General features: G+C 35.7%; 16 protein-coding genes. 7 read left to right on the top strand and 9 right to left on the bottom strand.

The window, feature by feature from the left end:
• Positions 1 to 162: 162 nt before the first annotated feature.
• Positions 163 to 1,614 carry a pyruvate kinase gene (gene pyk / locus GQS55_RS12615; RefSeq protein WP_159820856.1) on the bottom strand — a complete coding sequence of 484 codons (1,452 nt, stop codon included), beginning with the start codon at positions 1,612 to 1,614 and terminating at the stop codon, positions 163 to 165.
• 82 nt (positions 1,615 to 1,696) lie between these two features.
• Positions 1,697 to 2,545, bottom strand: coding sequence for a MurR/RpiR family transcriptional regulator (locus GQS55_RS12610; protein ID WP_159820855.1), 849 nt, complete (start codon positions 2,543 to 2,545; stop codon positions 1,697 to 1,699).
• Positions 2,546 to 3,072: 527 nt separating this feature from the next.
• Here GQS55_RS12610 and zwf point away from each other — a divergent pair.
• From zwf to GQS55_RS12590, 4 genes are all read left to right on the top strand, one after another.
• Complete coding sequence (zwf, locus tag GQS55_RS12605; RefSeq protein WP_159820854.1) at positions 3,073 to 4,542, top strand: glucose-6-phosphate dehydrogenase; 1,470 nt, start codon at positions 3,073 to 3,075, stop codon at positions 4,540 to 4,542.
• A gap of 2 nt (positions 4,543 to 4,544) precedes the next feature.
• The gene (pgl, locus tag GQS55_RS12600; RefSeq protein ID WP_159820853.1) at positions 4,545 to 5,240 is read left to right on the top strand and encodes a 6-phosphogluconolactonase; all 696 of its coding nucleotides are present in this window, start codon (positions 4,545 to 4,547) and stop codon (positions 5,238 to 5,240) included.
• A 90-nt stretch (positions 5,241 to 5,330) separates the two neighbouring features.
• Entirely contained in the window at positions 5,331 to 7,145 is a 1,815-nt protein-coding gene (edd, locus tag GQS55_RS12595; protein WP_159822822.1) for a phosphogluconate dehydratase, read from the top strand.
• A gap of 107 nt (positions 7,146 to 7,252) precedes the next feature.
• Positions 7,253 to 7,900: a bifunctional 4-hydroxy-2-oxoglutarate aldolase/2-dehydro-3-deoxy-phosphogluconate aldolase gene (locus tag GQS55_RS12590; protein WP_159820852.1), complete on the top strand. Its 648-nt coding sequence runs from the start codon at positions 7,253 to 7,255 to the stop codon at positions 7,898 to 7,900.
• A 36-nt stretch (positions 7,901 to 7,936) separates the two neighbouring features.
• Here GQS55_RS12590 and GQS55_RS12585 read toward each other — a convergent pair whose 3' ends face one another.
• Positions 7,937 to 8,350, bottom strand: a complete 414-nt coding sequence (locus GQS55_RS12585) for an RNA-binding S4 domain-containing protein (protein ID WP_159820851.1) — start codon at positions 8,348 to 8,350, stop codon at positions 7,937 to 7,939.
• Between the two features lie 291 nt (positions 8,351 to 8,641).
• On the opposite strand from GQS55_RS12585, the gene GQS55_RS12580 reads away from it, so the two are divergent.
• The 3 genes from GQS55_RS12580 (at position 8,642) to GQS55_RS12570 (ending at position 12,557) form a co-directional block, all read left to right on the top strand.
• Entirely contained in the window at positions 8,642 to 10,462 is a 1,821-nt protein-coding gene (locus GQS55_RS12580) for an acyl-CoA dehydrogenase C-terminal domain-containing protein (protein ID WP_159820850.1), read from the top strand.
• A gap of 215 nt (positions 10,463 to 10,677) precedes the next feature.
• Positions 10,678 to 11,208, top strand: coding sequence for an outer membrane beta-barrel protein (locus GQS55_RS12575; protein WP_159820849.1), 531 nt, complete (start codon positions 10,678 to 10,680; stop codon positions 11,206 to 11,208).
• Between the two features lie 50 nt (positions 11,209 to 11,258).
• Positions 11,259 to 12,557 carry an Ig-like domain-containing protein gene (locus tag GQS55_RS12570; RefSeq protein WP_159820848.1) on the top strand — a complete coding sequence of 433 codons (1,299 nt, stop codon included), beginning with the start codon at positions 11,259 to 11,261 and terminating at the stop codon, positions 12,555 to 12,557.
• Positions 12,558 to 12,823: 266 nt separating this feature from the next.
• Here GQS55_RS12570 and ttcA read toward each other — a convergent pair whose 3' ends face one another.
• From ttcA to GQS55_RS12540, 6 genes are all read right to left on the bottom strand, one after another.
• Complete coding sequence (gene ttcA / locus GQS55_RS12565; RefSeq protein WP_159820847.1) at positions 12,824 to 13,705, bottom strand: tRNA 2-thiocytidine(32) synthetase TtcA; 882 nt, start codon at positions 13,703 to 13,705, stop codon at positions 12,824 to 12,826.
• A 190-nt stretch (positions 13,706 to 13,895) separates the two neighbouring features.
• A complete protein-coding gene (gene uspE / locus GQS55_RS12560; RefSeq protein ID WP_159820846.1) occupies positions 13,896 to 14,834 on the bottom strand; it encodes a universal stress protein UspE in 939 nt (312 codons plus the stop codon).
• A gap of 153 nt (positions 14,835 to 14,987) precedes the next feature.
• Positions 14,988 to 15,707 (bottom strand): fumarate/nitrate reduction transcriptional regulator Fnr, encoded by a 720-nt coding sequence (gene fnr, locus GQS55_RS12555; RefSeq protein ID WP_159820845.1) that lies wholly within the window; start codon positions 15,705 to 15,707, stop codon positions 14,988 to 14,990.
• Between the two features lie 81 nt (positions 15,708 to 15,788).
• A complete protein-coding gene (locus tag GQS55_RS12550) occupies positions 15,789 to 16,529 on the bottom strand; it encodes a sulfite exporter TauE/SafE family protein (RefSeq protein WP_159820844.1) in 741 nt (246 codons plus the stop codon).
• The gene (gene ccoS, locus GQS55_RS12545) at positions 16,526 to 16,765 is read right to left on the bottom strand and encodes a cbb3-type cytochrome oxidase assembly protein CcoS (RefSeq protein WP_159820843.1); all 240 of its coding nucleotides are present in this window, start codon (positions 16,763 to 16,765) and stop codon (positions 16,526 to 16,528) included. The genes GQS55_RS12550 and ccoS overlap by 4 nt, the downstream gene beginning before the upstream one ends.
• An 85-nt stretch (positions 16,766 to 16,850) precedes the next feature.
• The gene (locus GQS55_RS12540; RefSeq protein ID WP_159820842.1) at positions 16,851 to 19,346 is read right to left on the bottom strand and encodes a heavy metal translocating P-type ATPase; all 2,496 of its coding nucleotides are present in this window, start codon (positions 19,344 to 19,346) and stop codon (positions 16,851 to 16,853) included.
• Positions 19,347 to 19,390: the final 44 nt, after the last annotated feature.

The following is a 19,390-nucleotide window of genomic DNA, read 5'->3' as shown; positions in this document are numbered from 1 at the left end:
GTAGTACTGAAAAGTAAAAAACAGCTAGGTTATAGAATAAATCTATAAACTAGCTGTTTTTTTATTGGGTTTTAACTATTTAGTCTTAGTAACTTATCATTAGTAATTAATCAGTAGTAACTAACCATTAGTAGCTAAGGGTTAGTATTTAACTATTACTAATTAACTAAAGTGCTTTTCAGCAAGCGTTAATACTTTTAATGTATTTGAAGCGCCAACCGTTTCCATTAAGTCACCGTGGGTTAAAATAATTTTATCACCAACGGCTAATTCTGAATTTTTACAAACAACTCTTAAAAGATCATCACTTAACGTTTCAACACTGCTATCAGTTGAATCAAAAGAAATCGGGTAAACCCCACGATAAATTGCTGTTTTGTTTAATGTTTTAGCATGACGTGATAATGAGTAAATAGGTAATCCAGAAGTAATACGAGACATTAACTTACTCGTTTGACCTGACTCTGTTAATGCAATAATAGCAGTAACACCATTTAAGTGGTTTGCAGCATACATAGCAGATAGGGCAACCGTTTCAGATATTTCATCAAAGGTTAAATCCATTCTGTGATTAGATATATTTACCGAACGGTGTTTTTCTGCGCCAACACAAACACTTGCCATTGCCGTTACTGTTTCTACTGGATACTTACCAGCAGCAGTTTCTGCACTTAACATTACTGCATCAGTACCATCTAATACTGCGTTTGCAACATCCATAACTTCAGCACGCGTTGGCATTGGTTGCTCTATCATGGTTTCCATCATTTGTGTTGCCGTAATAACTACACGGTTTAAACGACGAGAACGAGCGATAATGTGTTTTTGTTTACCAACAAGTTCAGCATCACCAATTTCAACACCTAAATCACCACGAGCAACCATAACAACATCAGAGGCTAAAATAATACCATCAAGTACGTCATTGTCATTTACAGCTTCAGCACGTTCAATTTTTGAAACTAAGCGAGCATCACAGCCCGCTGCTTCTGCTAAAGAGCGAGCTTCACGCATATCTGCAGCATCACGAGGGAAAGAAACAGCTAAGAAATCAACATTGATTTTAGCGGCCAATTTAATATCTTCTTTATCTTTAGCTGTTAATGCCGGAGCAGTTAAACCACCACCTTGGCGATTAATGCCTTTATTATTTGATAATGGACCACCAACAGTTACTTCAGTAAATACTGAGGTATCAGATGTTGATAAAACTTTCAGTTGAACACGACCATCATCGAGTAATAAAATGTCATTTTCATTAACATCTTGTACAAGCTTCTTGTAATCAATACCTACTTTTTCTTGACAGCCTTGGCCTTTTTCTAAAGTAGCATCAAGTTCAAACTTGTCGCCAATAGCTAATCTAATAGGACCATCTTTAAATGTAGATATGCGAATTTTAGGGCCTTGTAAATCGCCTAAAATACCAACATATATACCTAATTCTTTCGCCGCTTCGCGTACATTATTCGCTCTGTCAATGTGGTCTTGTGGTACGCCGTGAGAAAAGTTAAGTCTTACTACGTTTACACCAGCAGCAAGAACTGCTTTTAATATTGCTTTATCATCAGTTGCTGGACCAAGGGTAGCAACAATCTTCGTTCTTCTAGGCATGTTAATCCTTATAACTTTTTAATGTGTCTAAAAATATATTTTATTTTCGTTTTTTTGCAATTTTTGTACAATTTCTTTTGTATTAATCTTTACGGTCGAATCGTGAACTTCTTAAGCTATCTTTTACTTTCTTTAAATTATCTCTAAATTTACTACCACGTCTTAAAGTAAAGCCTGTTGCAAGTACATCTATTAGCGCTAATTGCGCTATTCTTGAAGACATTGGCATATAAAGATCGGTATCTTCTGCAACATCAACGGATAAAACAATACTGCATTCTTTAGCAAGTGGTGTATCTTTGGTTGTTATCCCAATCACGGTAGCATCATTTTCTTTGGCTAAACTAGCAACCTCAACTAATGATTTTGTTCTACCTGTATGCGATATCACAATAACAACATCACCTTGGCGACTATTTATAGCACTCATACGTTGCATTAATATGTCATCAAAATAAACAACAGGAACATTAAAGCGGAAAAATTTATTTTGAGCATCATGTGCAACAATCGCAGAAGCACCTAAACCAAAAAATGATATTTTGTTGGCTTGAGTAAGTACATCGACAGAACGATTAATCAACGATGAATCTAAACTTTTACGTGCTAATTCAAGATTAGCCATAGTTGATTCAAAAATTTTATCGGTATAATCTTCAGCCGTATCATTTTCATCTACATGGCGGTTAACATATGGAGTGCCGTTAGCTAAGCTTTGCGCTAAGTGCAGTTTAAAGTCAGGGTAACCTTTTGTATCTAATCTACGACAGAAACGATTAACGGTTGGCTCACTTATATTCGCTTGCTTTGCTAAGGCAGCTATACTTGAGTGAATAACTGTATTTGGCGAAGAGAGTATAACTTCAGCTACTTTTCGTTCAGATTTACTTAGGGTGTCCAGCTCGTTAGTGATCTTTTCTAATATATTCATTATTTTGTGACCTTGGCCCTACTTATTACTAGCCACTAATTGGCGTGATAATATTGAAATTATATAACTAATAATAGTTACTGTATTATAACCGTATATGCTTACTGTAATTTATTTTCTCTTTTAGTAACATAAAAAATGAAATTTTATTTCATAAATTAACGTTAATATAATGTAAAACACAGTGACTTTGCAAATATTTAATAAATAAAGAGAGGTTTGCTTTGTTTTATTGGTAATGTTAGGGCATTAAATTCGAACAATCTTATGGTTCACATCAGATTTTTATTGTTTTTAGACTTTTTATAAATAAAATGTAGTAAAATTACAGAAAGTTCTTTACTGATTAACATTCAAACGCTAAATTAGATGTATATGTAGCTAAGTTACAATCCGATTTCTTTATTTTAATTATAAGTGAATCGTAGTAGGTGGGAGATAACTTTATTGTTCATTGTTCCCATAAAGTAAAATGATAGTTATCATCAGTATTACTATACTGAGGTATTAAGAGGTCAGAGAGTTTTATGAATAAATTAGATAGTCAATCTGCCAGTGAAATCGTTATTTTTGGTGCTTTAGGTGATTTGTCTCGCCGTAAATTATTACCTGCTTTATATCAATTAGAAGCATGTGGATTAATTAATGAGAATAGCCGCATTATTGGTGTTGCTCGTCCAACGCATGATCTAGAAGAATTTAAAGCTTTTGTGCTAGAAAATATTAATACTTTTGTAAAAGAATCACTAGATGAATCGGTTTTGGCCCGTTTTATGGCGCGTTTAGTTTATCAGCAAGTGGATTTAGTAGAAGTTGAAGCCTACGAAGGCTTAGCCAAAACCTTATTAGCAGGTAATAAAACTCGAGTTTATTATTTCTCTACATCTCCTGCAATTTACGGCAATATTTGTGACGGTTTAAATCATGCTAATCTTGTTACTGACAATGATCGTGTGGTAATGGAAAAGCCTATTGGCCATTGTTTAGAATCTTCAAAAGTCATTAATAATCAAGTAGCCCGTTTTTTCAAAGAAAATCAAATTTACCGTATTGATCATTATTTAGGTAAAGAAACAGTATTAAACTTGTTGGTATTGCGTTTTGCTAATTCATTATTTACGACCAATTGGGATCGAAATAGTATTGATCATGTACAAATAACTGTTGCTGAAAGTGTTGGCATAGAAGGGCGCTGGGGTTTTTACGATGAAGCCGGGCAAATGCGCGACATGATTCAAAACCATTTATTACAAGTATTATCTCTTTTAGCTATGGAGCCTCCTGCTGATTTAAGTGCTGAGAGTATTCGTGCTGAAAAATTAAAAGCAGTTAAAGCGCTTGCGCCGATTGACCGTAATAATGTTAAAGAAAAAACCGTTCGTGGCCAATATGCTGATGGTTATTTAAATGGTGTCGGTGTACCCGGTTATTTGAATGAAGAAGGCGCTAATACAACGAGTAAAACAGAAACGTTTGTTGCTATTAAAGCTGAAATTAATAATTGGCGCTGGTCTGGTGTTCCCTTTTATTTAAGAACGGGTAAGCGTATGCCAGCTAAGCATAGTGAGATAGTTGTTCATTTTAAAGCGCAGCCACATAACATCTTTAAAGATAGTCACAGTGATTTGCCAGCTAATAAATTAACAATTCGTTTGCAGCCTGACGAAGGGGTTGAATTGCAAATGATGAATAAAATTCCTGGTATTGCTACACAAATGAATATTCAGGAAAATAAATTAGATTTAAGTTTTAACGATACATACAAAGATCAAAGGGTGATTGATGCTTATGAGCGTTTAATGCTTGAAGTACTTAATGGAAACCAGTCATTATTTGTGAGTCGTGATGAGGTTGAAGCTGCTTGGACTTGGGCTGATAGCATTATCGATGCATGGAAATCAACTAATGAAGCGCCGAAGCCATATGCTGCTGGGTCATGGGGACCTGTATCTTCTATTTCTTTAATTGCGCGAGATGATCGCCAATGGGTTGAATAATCATGTATCAGTTAAATAATTTTGATAGCAGAGAACAATTAGACGAATCGTTAGCTGATAATATTAGTAAAATACTAGAGTCTTCGATTACGCTAAAAGGCAAAGCAAGTATTGCTGTTTCAGGTGGTTCAACACCTAAAGGTTTTTTTAAAGCGCTTTCAAATAAATCCATTGATTGGAAGAAAGTAACGATTACGTTAGCTGATGAACGTTGGGTTGATATAAATTCAGACGATAGTAATACGCGATTAGTGCACGAAAACTTGTTAGTTAATAAAGCTGCTTCTGCAAAATTCTTCCACCTTAAGCAGGGCGATGAATTATGTGAGGAAACCTTAGCAGATCTTAACTTAGCCGCTAATAATGCATTATTACCATTAGATGTCGTTATTTTAGGTATGGGTGAAGATGGCCATACCGCATCGCTTTTTCCTTGTAGTGATGAAATAGAACAAGGCTTAGATGTAACTAATATAAATGCACTAATGAAAATTCAACCAAAAACAGCACCTCATCAGCGTATAACGTTTAGCTTTGCGGCATTAAAAGAAAGTAAAAATGTGTTTTTACATGTTTGTGGTGATAATAAAAAACAAGTATTAGATCAAGCTCTGAGCACTCACAATATTTTTGAAATGCCAATTAGAGCTTTTTTACACAGTGATGTGATCGATACCCAAATATATTGGGCTAAATAAGGAATATTATCTGCAAATTAATATTTAATAAAAAATATTAATTTAATAATTTACCGTTAAAAATTAAGAAGTAGACCTATGAAAATAGCAATGAAGCAAGAAATAGTAGATATTACAGAACGTATTATCACTCGAAGTGCTGCAACTCGAAAAGAGTACTTAGCTAAAATAGCGGCAGCAAAATCAAATACGGTTCATCGTGCAAGCTTATCTTGTGGTAATTTAGCCCATGGTTTTGCAGCTTGTAATAAAGAAGATAAACAAGCAATTAAAGGTTTAAACCATTCAGATGTCGCTATTGTTTCTGCATACAATGATATGTTGAGTGCACATCAGCCTTATGAAAAATATCCTCAAATTATCAAAGATGCGATTAAATCAACGGGTGGCGTAGCGCAATTTGCTGGCGGTGTTCCTGCAATGTGTGACGGTGTTACACAAGGTCAGCCTGGTATGGATTTAAGCCTAATGAGCCGTGATGTTATTGCTATGGCAACAGCGGTTGGTTTATCTCATAACATGTTTGATGGCGCATTAATGTTGGGTATTTGCGATAAAATTGTACCTGGCTTATTGATTGCAAGTATGACATTTGGACATTTACCAACGGCTTTTATTCCTGCAGGGCCTATGCCTTCAGGTATTCCAAATAAAGAAAAAGCACGTGTACGTCAGCAATATGCACAAGGTGAAGTTGACGAAGCTGCCTTGTTAGAAGCTGAGTCTGCTTCTTATCACTCGGCAGGCACATGTACTTTCTTTGGTACTGCTAACTCTAACCAGTTAGTCGTTGAAGTGATGGGTTTACATTTACCGGGCGCTTCTTTTGTTGCGCCTAATACACCATTACGTGAAGAATTAACAAAAGCCGCTGCGCGTCAAGTAACTCGTTTAACGCAGCAGTCAGGCAACTACATGCCTATTGGTCAAATGGTTGATGAACGGTCTATTGTTAATGCAATTGTAGCGCTATTAGCTACAGGCGGCTCTACTAACTTAACTATGCACATTATCGCGTTTGCACGTGCTGCCGGTATTATTATTAATTTCCAAGATTTTAATGATTTATCTCATGCTGTGCCATTAATTACTCGCATTTATCCAAATGGCCATGCCGACATCAACCACTTCCAAGAAGCGGGTGGTATGGCATTATTATTTAAAGAGTTAATTAATTCTGGTTTATTGCATGAAGATGTCGAAACGATTTGTGGGCGCGGCTTAACTCGTTATACTCAAAAGCCAATACTAGATAATGGTCAACTTAAGTGGGTTGATGGCGTTGAAAAATCATTAGACGAAGCAGTAATTACAACAGTTGCGAAACCATTTAAAGCTGATGGCGGTTTAAAAACGTTAAAAGGTAATTTAGGTACCTCTGTTTTAAAAACATCGTCTTTAAGTGAAGATCACCTTGTGATTAAAGCACCTGCAATTGTTTTTGAAGATCAACATGAGCTTCAGTCTGCGTTCGACAATGGCGAGTTAGAAAAGGACTTTGTTGCGGTAGTTCGCTTCCAAGGACCGAAAGCTCGTGGTATGCCTGAATTACACAAATTAACACCACCATTAGGTGTTTTACAAGACAAGGGATTTAAAGTTGCTTTAGTTACTGATGGTCGTATGTCTGGTGCCTCAGGTAAAGTACCTGCAGCGATCCATTTATGCCCAGAGGCATTAGACGGCGGTTTAATTGCTAAAGTTAAAACTGGCGACATGATTAGTTTAGATGGTGAGACAGGTGAATTAACTTTGTTAGTTGATGAAAAAGAGTTAGCCGCTCGTGAAAATTCAGTTTTCCAAGTGAATGGTCATCATCAAGGTATGGGCCGTGAATTGTTTGGCTTCATGCGTCGTAACTTAAGCTCGGCAGAAACAGGTGCTTGTTCTCTGTTTGATGAGTAAATGAGTTGATAAATTAAGGCTTTTGTTAAACAAACTACGTTAACGCATTCAAAAAATTTAAAACTACACATTAAATTATATTTAATAATAAATAGAATAGAGGATTTATGACATCATTAAATAATTGGCAAATTACGCCAAAAGAACTTTTCGCAATGGGACCTATCGTTCCTGTACTCGTTATTGATAAAGTTGAAGATGCTTTACCCATTGCAGAAGCGCTTTTAACTGCAGGCATTAAAGTGTTAGAAGTAACTTTACGTACACCAGCTGCACTAGATGTAATTAGTATTATTGCCAAAGAGTTACCTGAAGCAGTTGTTGGAGCTGGTACCGTAACTAATCGTCTACATTTACAACAATCAATTGACGCTGGCGCTAAATTTGCGTTAAGTCCAGGTTTAACTCCTGACTTATTAAAAGCAGGAAATGAAAGTAGTATTGCTTTAATTCCAGGTGTTTCTTCTGTTTCAGATTTGATGGGCGCAGCAGATTTAGGCTATGATCACTTGAAGTTTTTCCCAGCAGAAGCTTCTGGTGGTGTTAATGCAATTAAAGCGATTGGTGGTCCATTCCCTAACATTACTTTTTGCCCAACAGGCGGAATTAACTTAAAGAATGTTCGTGATTATTTAGCACTATCAAATGTTGCTTGTTGTGGTGGTTCTTGGTTAGTCCCTAGTCAAGCTGTAGCAACTAAAAATTGGTCAGAAATAACTCGATTATCTAACGAAGTACTTAACCTCGTTAAATAATTGTTTATATCAGTTTTATAGTACTAAATTACTAAATTAAAAAGAAATAGGTTTTCTTTTAGAAACCTTAGCAGTACCTTCAACTGTTGGTGCTGCTTTTTTTACTTCATTATTCATCGACTTATTAATTGGTTGAGCACTTTTACCTTTACTATTGCTCGAATGTTCAGGAGATGCTTTTATTTCATCAGAAGCAGAATCGAAACTCTCAATTTCATTTAATTCTTCATTGATCACAACCTGTAATATCTCGCCATTAAACTCAACAATATCATCATGATAAACTTTCTTCCTTTTTTGATATTCCACTTCACCATTGAGTAAAACATACCCCTCACTAATAACAACTTTTGCTTCACCACCACCTGCAACAAGATCAGCAATTTTAAGAAGTTTGCATAACTCTATGGGCTGTTTATCTAACTGTATTTCTAAATAACTTTCTGACATATATTTTCTCAGGCTTTAAAATAGTCGCTTTATATCGTTTATTTTATCACTTTTTTAAATGAAGGTTTCACTATTTTAATACATATAAAACAGCTAGTTAGTAAGTCGCACTACTGTTACGCATAAAAAATAACAAAAAACAACTTGCGCGGGTGGTATGACCAGTGTTCTAATCACTGGTATTACCTATAGTGATGATCTTTAAGTAAACATAAATATAACGTATTTACTTAAGGTGAATTATTAATATTATCACAGCCCCCTAAATTACTTCAGTGGTAGGAGAAAACTATGCTTAGTTACAAAGCACCCATAGCAGACATTAAATTTTTAATAGAAGATGTATTTGATTATTACGGACATTACCAAAAATACCCTGAATTTGCCGAAGCAACTCCTGATTTAAATGATGCCATTTTACAAGAATGTGCAAAGTTTTGTGAAAATGAATTATTACCGTTATACCAAAGTGGCGATAAAGAAGGTTGTACCTTTGATAATGGTACTGTAACCACGCCTAAAGGCTTTAAAGAAGCTTATAACAAATATGTTGAAGGTGGCTGGCAAAGTTTGTCTCATCCTATCGAGCATGGCGGGCAGGGCTTGCCACCGTCGCTAGGTATGGCTAAATCAGAAATGATGGGAACAGCTAACTGGTCTTGGGCTATGTATCCTGGATTAAGTCATGGTGCTATGAATACAGTACAGTCCCATGGTAGCGATGCACAAAAAGAGCTTTATCTAACGCGTTTAACTGAAGGTACTTGGACAGGTACTATGTGTTTAACTGAGCCGCAATGTGGTACTGATTTAGGACAAGTTAAAACGAAAGCAGAGCCTAATGACGATGGTACTTACAGTATCACCGGTACGAAAATATTTATTTCAGCAGGTGAGCATGATTTAACAGACAATATTATTCATATTGTGCTCGCTAGGCTTCCTAATGCGCCATCAGGCACACGTGGTATCTCTTTATTTATTGTGCCTAAAATCAAAACTGATGTAGAAGGTAATTTAGGTGAAGGCAACCATGTTACTTGTGGTTCAATTGAAGATAAAATGGGTATTAAAGCTTCTGCAACGGCAGTGCTTAATTTTGATAATGCTATTGGTGAATTAATTGGCCCAGAAAATAAAGGGTTAGAATGTATGTTCACCTTTATGAATACTGCGCGTGTAGGTACAGCCTTACAAGGCGTATGTTCTGCAGAATTGGCCTATCAAAACTCGTTAATTTACGCAAAAGAACGTTTGTCGATGCGATCGCTTACAGGCAAGAAATTTCCTGATCAAGTAGCAGATCCTATTATTGTTCATCCTGATGTTCGTAAAATGTTGATGACACAGAAAGCTATATCAGAAGGTGGTCGTGCCATGATTTACTATACGGCTAAGATTGTTGATGATATAGAAATGGCAAAAACGGATGCTGAAAAAGAAGCAGCAGATGAACGTTTAGGTTTTATTACTCCTATTCTTAAAGCTTTTCTAACTGAACTTGGCTCAGAAAGTGCAAATCATGGCTTACAAATATTTGGTGGTCATGGCTTTATAAAAGAATGGGGAATGGAGCAGATTGTTCGTGATGCTCGCATTGCAACATTGTATGAAGGCACAACAGGGATTCAGGCGCTAGATTTACTTGGTCGTAAAATCTTACTCACGCGTGGTAAATCATTAAAAGCCTTTACTAAAGAAATACTCACGTTCTGTAAAGATAAAAGCATGATTTCAAGTAGTCCGCATAAACGTCAAATGAATAAATTTATTTGGCCATTAAGTAAAGCGACAGCTAACTGGCAACAGTACTCTCTTAGATTAGCGCTTAAAGCTAAGAAAGATAGAGATATTATTGGTTCAGCGTCTGTTGATTATTTAATGTATTCTGGTTATGTCGTTATGGCTTATTTTTGGGCTCAAATGGCACAGGCCTCTTACGAAAAGTTAGCGACAGATGTAGAAAATCGTGATTTTTACCGTGCAAAAATTAAAACAGCAGAGTTTTATTTTGAACGCATGTTACCAAGAACTAAATCGTTAGCGAAAACGATGATGGCAGATCCTAAAACGTTAATGCAGCTTGACCAAGAGTTGTTGTCGTTTTTGTAGGATGACGCTAGGTTAATTAAATAACCTTTATTCGCTTAAATAGATATTAACCACAATCAATAGTTATAATCATTGATTGTGGTTTTTTTCTTTACACTTACGGTTAATGTATGTTTTCTTTAATCAGCGGCCGTTATAGTAAAAAGTATTGATTAGATTCGCTCAGTTCTATATTATCTACCTCTAAATAGGATATAAAATGTAGATGGATCTTCATGATAAAAATTATTTTTTGGCTATTATTAATTAGCTTTTCATTTCCCAGTGCTGCCAAATCACCCTTTGTCGACTCAACTTATGTTGGTGTTGATTATATATTATCTTCTATTGAACTTCGTGATGAACGTGCGAAACCTAGTACAACTGCCTTTCGCATAGGAGCGAATAAAGAACGTATTGGCTTGGAAGCTCAGTATCTAAGAGGTAACAATACCGATAATATTTATCGTATGGAATTCGATTTAGAACAAAGTATTGCTCTTTACCTTGTATTGCAATCAAAGACTATCAGTGGTTTTGGTTTAGATGTATCACTAGGCTATGCTGTAACCGATATGACGGTGCAGGGGCCTGCAGAAACGTATAACGGCGAAGATACCTATTCCAGTTTTTCTTGGGGCATCACTTTTCATCAAAAAATATCTTATATCGAAAATACTCAACTTAGGTTTGGTTATCTATCACTCTATAAAGATGATGATATATCCATATCTGGTATTTCTCTTGGTGTAATCTACCAATTCTAGTTATTAATCATGCTATTTGAATGTATAAAAGTTCATAAAAGGCATTTGCGGTGAAAATTAAAACAATGAATACTAACAAAATACAAAGCAACGCTATAGCTTATTTTATTGCTGTATGCTTAACGAACATCATGTTATTTGGTTGCGATACGGATAATAACGCTAGCGAACTCGGTCAAGCAGTTACGTTTGAAAAATTGCGTGAGCAAGGGCTATTTATTGAGTCACTTACGATCAACGATGATCATATTCGATTAACGAAAGGTGGAACTCATCAACTTAGCGCAATGGCTTTAACTAATAGTGGTGATGCTATCGACGTAACGGAAAGTATTGATTGGAGTTCAAGTGATATCAGCATCGCTACTATTAATGAGCAAGGTTTAGTCACCGCTGTTGCCAATTCCTCGAGTAATCAAGGTATTGTTATTATTATGGGAACAAGCATTAATGGGATTGTGGATGAAGGAGAAATTTCAGTTAGTGACGTTGCGGTAAGCTCTATTAACTTAATTCATCCCCAGCCAGAAGAAGGTACTATTAGTACCTGTGTGGCGACCAACATTACTGCAAATGTAAATTATGAAGATGGTTATATCTCAATGAATACGATCAAAGGTATGAGTTTTAGTCTTGATAGCGATACCAGTGCTACTATTGATAAAAAAGGTACCTTGTATACTTCATCACCTGACATTGAAACTATAATAATAACGGGGACATTAGACGACATTACCGACTCATTAACCGTTATTGCCGACCCACTCAATGTAGGGCATCTTGATATTTTACTTGATGATACTGTTACCGATGATATTACGCTCGCAATGGGAGAACGTATTTTAGTTAACGGACAGGCCACATTAACCAATATTACTTTGCCATATTCTATTGCTAATACTATTTCTTGGTCGCAAGAAAGTGGTGACTATCTCGGCATTACGACAACAGGTGATAACAAAGGCACCCTAATTGGTCTTATTGCTGGTACTACTCAACTTGTTGGCTCTTGTGGTGGCAATCAAACCACGGCAACCGTATCAGTAACAGGAACAGCTGAACTTGACTCTATAAAAATTAATAAAGGTAGTGATATTACCCTGGCATCATCAGAGTCGGTAGACTTAACCTTAACGGCTTATTATACCGACACCCCAACAAGCTTGAATGTTTCTGAATTTGCAAATTGGTCGGTTAGTGATAATAGCGTAGTCACGCTGGAATTGATTGATTTAGGTACAAACAAAGCTAGTTATCAGTTAACTAATATTTCAAAAAGTACCGATGAAGTGATTGTTTCGGTGACTTATGCTGGGGAAAGTAGCACTATAAATATCACTCTTGAATAAATACAGGTAATAAAAACGAGTAAACCTAACTAAACTCTTAGATGTCAGCTTTATATCAAGATCATCTCAATATAGTAAGGTTTTGATGGTTCAGAGGGTTTATAAGTTATGCTTATGCGACTTTTTCAACGAATAGCTCAGCACGCAAGTTGATCATCTTATTTTTGATGATTGAGCAAAAAATTGTTTACCTTGCGATAGAAACAGGATAAAAAAGGAATAATGCCAATATTTGGAACACACTCTTGTGTGTTCCAAATATTGGATCAAGAAGCGTCGATTATTTCTATGTTTTTAACGTCAATTAAATTTGACGATGAGATGTCAGCTCCTCCAAACTCTTGTTCTTTTGGCTCAGCCGTTCTATCGATGGTAAGTGCTGAAAAGTTGTATAAGTCATGATCAGATAATTGAGAAAGACTAACACTTTGTGTACTTTTAAATACACTTTCTACACGTCCAGAAGATTCTTGGTCCCAAGTATTAAGCATATGCTTTATTTGTTTTCTTTGTAAATTCTCTTGTGAACCACAGAGATTACAAGGAATAATAGGGTAGTTCTTTAGCTCTGATAGTTGCTCAATATCTTTCTCTCTACAATATGACAGCGGTCTTATTACTACATTTCGTTTATCGTCACTTAGTAGTTTGGGTGGCATAGCCTTTAATTTTGCATTATTAAACATGTTCATCATTAATGTTTCAACTATGTCATCCATATGATGACCCAGTGCTATTTTTGTTGCACCAATCTTTTCAGCGAAACCATATAATGACCCTCTTCTAAGCCTTGAGCATAAAGAACACGTTGTTTTTCCTTCAGGTACTTTTTGCTTTACTACTGAGTAGGTGTCTTTATCTATAATGTAGTAATCAATGCCTTTTTCTTCGAGATAATTAGGTAATATATGCTCAGGAAAACCAGGCTGTTTTTGATCGAGATTGACCGCAATTACGTCAAATTTAATGGGCGCAACACGTTTTAAGTGTAAAAGGATGTCAAGCATTACGAAAGAATCTTTGCCACCACTTATCGCACAAAGAATTTTATCGCCTTCTTCAATCATTTTGTAATCAGAAACGGCTTTGCCTGTTAGGTGCCTGATTTTTTTTTCTAGTTTATTGCTAATAGCCTGTTGAGTATTCATTAAAAACTACTTACCACTTAATCACATTAGATATTTTATTTTTGATGGTAAATTCTATCATAGGTTAAAAGTTTAAAGTGCTATTAAAGTTGCTTGTAGGGTATTATTTTGACGTTATATTAGCTTAATAAAGACTGAAAAAGGTTACTATACCTCTTTCAGTCTTTGATTTCATTATGAGAGAATACTTTTACTGTAGCGGAGACACATAACCTTCAGGTTTGAGCGCAAGTACATCACAATTAAGTTGGTCAATGACGTGTTCAGCTGTATTACCAATTAAAGCCGCTGAAATACCTGTTCTTCCTATCGTACCTAAAACAACTAGCTCTGCATCAATTTTATCAGCTACCTCTTCAATAACCCGTTCAGGTAAGCCTTCTTCCACGTGAGTGTTAGTGATATCAATTTCAAATTCAGTAGCATGTGCTGCCATCGATTTTTTATGGTGTTGAAGCATAGTATTATTGTATTCACTAGAGTTAAACTCTGGTATTTCAATTGCTATATTAACTGGCGTACCTGGAAATGAGTTCACTAAATGAACCTTACCTTGAATAAGTTGTGCTAATTTCTTTGCTTCTTTAGTGATCTTATCATTTAGTGAGTTATGCTCTGTTTCGTCGCTACCCACATTAATTGCTGCAAGTATATTGCCGTTGCTTGGCCATTCATGTTCTTTCACTAATAAAACAGGGCAAGGACATTTGCGGAGTATATGCCAATCAGTCGGGGTGAAAATAACTGATTTTAATTTGTCATGTTGATGAGTCCCTTTAATGACAAGATCGTAATTATTTTGAATTACTTGTTCAATAATTGACTCAAAAGGGCGGTTATGCCAAACAACTAAGTTGTTAATATCAATGTCAGGTTTTAAATCACTTATTAGGCTCTCTAGCCAAAGCTCTTTGTCTTTAATGACTGACTGTCGCATAGCGCCACGATCATCGTTGGAAAGAATAGTAGTCATCTCATAAGAGAAGTCAAAGATACTTAAAAAAGCGGTTACTTCAACCTGACCACCACTCGCTTTGATGTTGGCAGCTAAGTCTATTGCTCTTTTTAATGCTTTTTGTTCGTCAGTTGATGGGTCGATAACGACTAGAATTTTTTGATAGGTTTTCATGATAATTCTCCCTGTTGTTATACATTGGTTAAACTTTAATAAAGCCTAAGTAATTTATATCAAAAGTGTGAGATTAATGCTTGTTTTAAATCAAACTATAGCTGATTTAAAACAAGCATTAGAAATTATGAAGCTAACAAATATGAACGGGCGTTAGAATTCAGCGCAATCCACGAGTTCATCAAGACTTACAATAGTAATAAGTTTACCGTCGACTTTTATCAAACCACTTTTATGAAAACGGTTTAATAAACGGCTTATTGTTTCAACGGTAAGTCCGATGTAATTTCCAATATCACTTCGTGTCATTGTAAGACGAAATTCAGCGGCTGATAAACCTCTGGCACGATAGCGTTTGCTTAAGCTTACTAAAAAGGTAGCGACGCGTTGCTCTGCATTTTTTCTGTTCAATAATGTGAGCATTTCTTGGTCGGTACGAATTTCATTACTCATTAGACGCAAAACTTGTTTCTTAAGCTTTGGCATAGTATTAGATAAAGTATCTAAATTATCATAAGGAATTTCACATATCATCGATGTCTCTAATGCCTGAGCAAAGCTTTTATGCTCTGATTCAGCAATAGCGTCAAATCCCAGTAAATCTCCAGCTAAGTGAAAACCAGTGATTTGTTCTTCACCTTGTTCATTAACGGTAAAAGTTTTAAAAGTGCCAGAACGGATAGCATAAAGAGCATGCATTTTTTGACCATCGGTGAATATTTTATCACCTTTGTGAAAAGGGCGTTTACGATCTATGATTTTATCGAGAGTATTAAGTTCTTGATCATTTAGGGTAAAAGGTAGACAAAGTTCACTAATACTACAGTTTTGGCAATTAATATGCTGTGCACCAGGGGAACTATTATTTAACATAGGCTACTCATTTATTATTATAGGAATAGAGTAAACTGTAATTTATGTATTTACTCTAATTTCTAGGATAGTGCTATGGTATTAGAACACTTGGTGGTATGCAACAATAAAACTATAAATACCAAAGGTTATTAACACTAGTGCCATTGCTTTTTTAAAAGATGGTTTTGTTAAGGTATTCTTGATACTACTAAATCCAATAGAGAGAGTTAATAGCGCAGGTAGTGTACCTAAGCCGAAAAAGAACATAATGCTCGCCCCGGTAATCATGCTACCGCTTGCTAATGCCCAAGTTAAGGTTGAGTAAACTAATCCGCAAGGTAACCAACCCCAAACAGCGCCAAGAGAGAGTGCTTTTATTGGTGAGTCTACAGGGATAGCTTTACCTGCTAAAGGTGATATGTAACGCCATAAATGCTTACCTAAAGCCTCAATCCTATTTAACCACATTAGCCATTGACCTAAATGTAAGCCAAGTAAAATCATAAAGGTGGCTGAAAGTAATCGTAGACCAGCGAGTGGCATACCAATATTTTTTGCTGCGATAGATCCGGTAAATCCAACAATTGCCCCGATTAAGGCGTAAGAAGAAATACGTCCAACATTGTATAAAATAACTAGGGTGGTTTTACTTTTAGCTACTGATGGTTTTACCTGGCTCTTAACAGAGACCTGATTATTAACAGGTATCTGGTTATTTTCATATTTATTTGACTGAGGAAGGGCTGAAGTGAGCATGGTGGTAATACCGCCACACATCACAATACAATGCCCCGAGCCAAGTATTCCTATTATAAATGCAGAGAATAAGTCTAGATTCATTTATTTGGCGGCTTATATTTATTCTTCGACATAGGTAATTCGTAATCTTCACTGGTTTTTTCTTCGTGATTCGAATTTTCTGATTTAGAGTCTTCGATGTCTTCATCAAAAAGAATACTCATTCCATGTTTTTCTAAGTCATCGAATTGCTCTGTTTTTACAGCCCAGAAAAATAAGTAAATACCGATAGCAATTATGATTGTACCGACAGGAATTAAAATGTAGATAATGCTCATGTTTTTCTCACTGTTAACTCAACAGTCAATCATTATTAAAAGGTGTAGTTGAGTTTATTTAAGTTTATTAATTAGGTTGAGTATTTTATTTTTTAAGTAAACGTAATGAGTTAGTGATCACTAAAATAGAACTCGCCGACATTCCAATAACCGCCATATAAGGAGTTATATACCCCATAACAGCTAAAGGCAATACAATCGCATTGTAGCCAAAAGCCCATAAGTAATTTTGAAGAATGATTCGTCTAGTGCGGTGTGATACTGTTATTAAGGTATTAATGCTATTTAGTTTATTATTAAGTAATATTACATCGGCACCACTTTTAGTGATATCAGCGCCACAACCCATTGCAATAGAGATATGAGCTGCACCAAATACAGGCGAATCATTAACGCCATCGCCAGTCATGGCAACGGTATAGCCTTTAGCTTCAGCATCTTTAATCTTATTCATTTTATCTTTTGCGCTTAATCCTCCAAAGGTTTCGTTAAGCGGTATTTGTTTTGCTATAGCATCACAAGCACTTTGACTATCGCCTGATAATAATAATGTTTTATTATTTTGGTTAAGCTGACTAATAAGTGAAAAAGTATCATCACGGATTTCATCAACAAGATAAAAAGCGGCAATGATTTTTTTATTAGCCATTAAAAGACAGTTTGCGACTTTTATGTCTGAGCTTAGTTTTTCATTTTCAGGATCATTTTTAGCTTCGGTTAACCAAGTATATTTTCCTATAGCATAGTCAACACCATCAATACTGCCGCTAACGCCTTTTCCCGAATGTACTTCAACTTGTTTAGCGATTAAGTTGTTATCTCTATATTTAGTAAAAGGTTTGGCTATAGGATGTTCAGAATGTGCCTCTAATACAGAGGCAATTGCTAATAATTTCTCTTTTGTATATTCTTTATTATCGGTAGTTAAACGAATATCACTAATGCTAAATTCACCCGTGGTTAAGGTGCCTGTCTTATCAAAAGCAAAGCAGTTAACATTTGGCATGGTTTCCATTACATGACCGCCTTTGATCATTATACCCGCTTTATTTAAACGCGTAGTTGCACAGGTTAACCCTGTTGGCGTTGCTAAAGAAAGTGCACAAGGGCAGGTTGCAACTAAAACAGAAAGCGTGATCCAAAAAGCTTGTTCAGGCATATGTTGTTGCCAATAAATAGCTGTAGCAATAGAGGTTAATAAAATAAGGGCGACAAAATATTGAGCAATTTTATCCGATAATTGAGCTATTTTAGGCTTGTGAGCTTGTGATGATTCACTTAAGCGAATCAATTGACTCAAAAAGGAATGGTTAGACGTGTTTTTTACTTCAATGCTAATATTACCGTCGCCATTAATAGTTCCTGCGAAAACTTTGTCGTTAACAGTTTTACTAATAGGGAGTTGTTCGCCCGAAAGCATTGCTTCATTTAGTTGGCTAGTACCAGAAATAATTATGCCATCAGCAGGCACAACTTCACCTGGTTTTATGATAACGAAATCACCTTTAACAAGTTGTTTAGCGGCAATTAATACTTCCGAATTATTAATTGCTTTTTTTGACTTAGTTTGAATACTCGTGTCAGTAATAGTAACTAATTTAATCGCGGTTAATGGCATCATTTTTAATAAATTAGCGGAAACTTGTGCTGCTCGTGAGCGAGCTCTAAATTCTAAAAATTTACCGATAAGTAATAAGAAGGTAAACATGGAAACAGATTCAAAATACACTTCGCCTTGCTGCGTGATAGTTGCCCAAGCACTCGCACTAAAGGCTAGAATAATAGCAATAGAGACGGGAACGTCCATTGATAAACGTTTTACTTTAATCGCTTTTATTGCGCCATTATAAAAAGGGAAAGCCCCATAAAAAATAATAGGTGTAGTTAAAATAAAACTGACCCAACGCAGATATAATATATTGCTTTCAGTCATATCGAAAAAAGCACCGAAATAAAGACTAATTGCAACCATCATGACTTGCATCATCAATATACCGCTTATACCTAAGCGTTTAATAAAAGTTTTATTTTGTTTTTTATTACTTATTTCGACATCATTAGCCTTAAAGGGCATCGCATGATAACCAATGTTTTCTATAGCGAGTAATATTTCACTCAGTTTAACTTTGTTATCTTGCCATTTTACCGTTGCTCGTTGGCTAGTAGCGTTTACATTTATGTTAATTAGCCCAGGTAACTTGTCTAACTGCATTTCAATAAGCCAGGCACACGCAGCACAACTTATGCCATCAACCGTAAGAATAGCCTCTTTGCAACTAATATTTTGAGAGCCACTTTGGGGGGCATTTGGATTAATACTAGTATTAAAGATAAATTCACTTTGCAACACAGCTTCATCAAGGAGTTTGTTTTTTTGTAATTGCTCAGGAACTAATGGTTGTCCTTTATGTGCAGGCTCAGTTCTAACGGCATAATATTGGGTTAAACCATTATCCACAATAGTTTGGGCTATGGCTTGGCAACCAATACAACACATAGGTTGTTGGGTGTTATTTATTTCAACGGATAGGTTTATGCCAGTTGGAATAGCTTCATTACAGTGAAAACATTGACGGTTCATGAGTTATGTACTTATCACTTTATCTCACCAGTATGATGTTTATC

This window comes from Colwellia sp. 20A7 (assembly GCF_009832865.1).
In the GTDB taxonomy this organism is placed as follows: Bacteria; Pseudomonadota; Gammaproteobacteria; order Enterobacterales; family Alteromonadaceae; genus Colwellia.
Note: the sequence above shows the minus strand (reverse complement) of the source record. Positions and strands in the feature narration are given on the sequence as shown.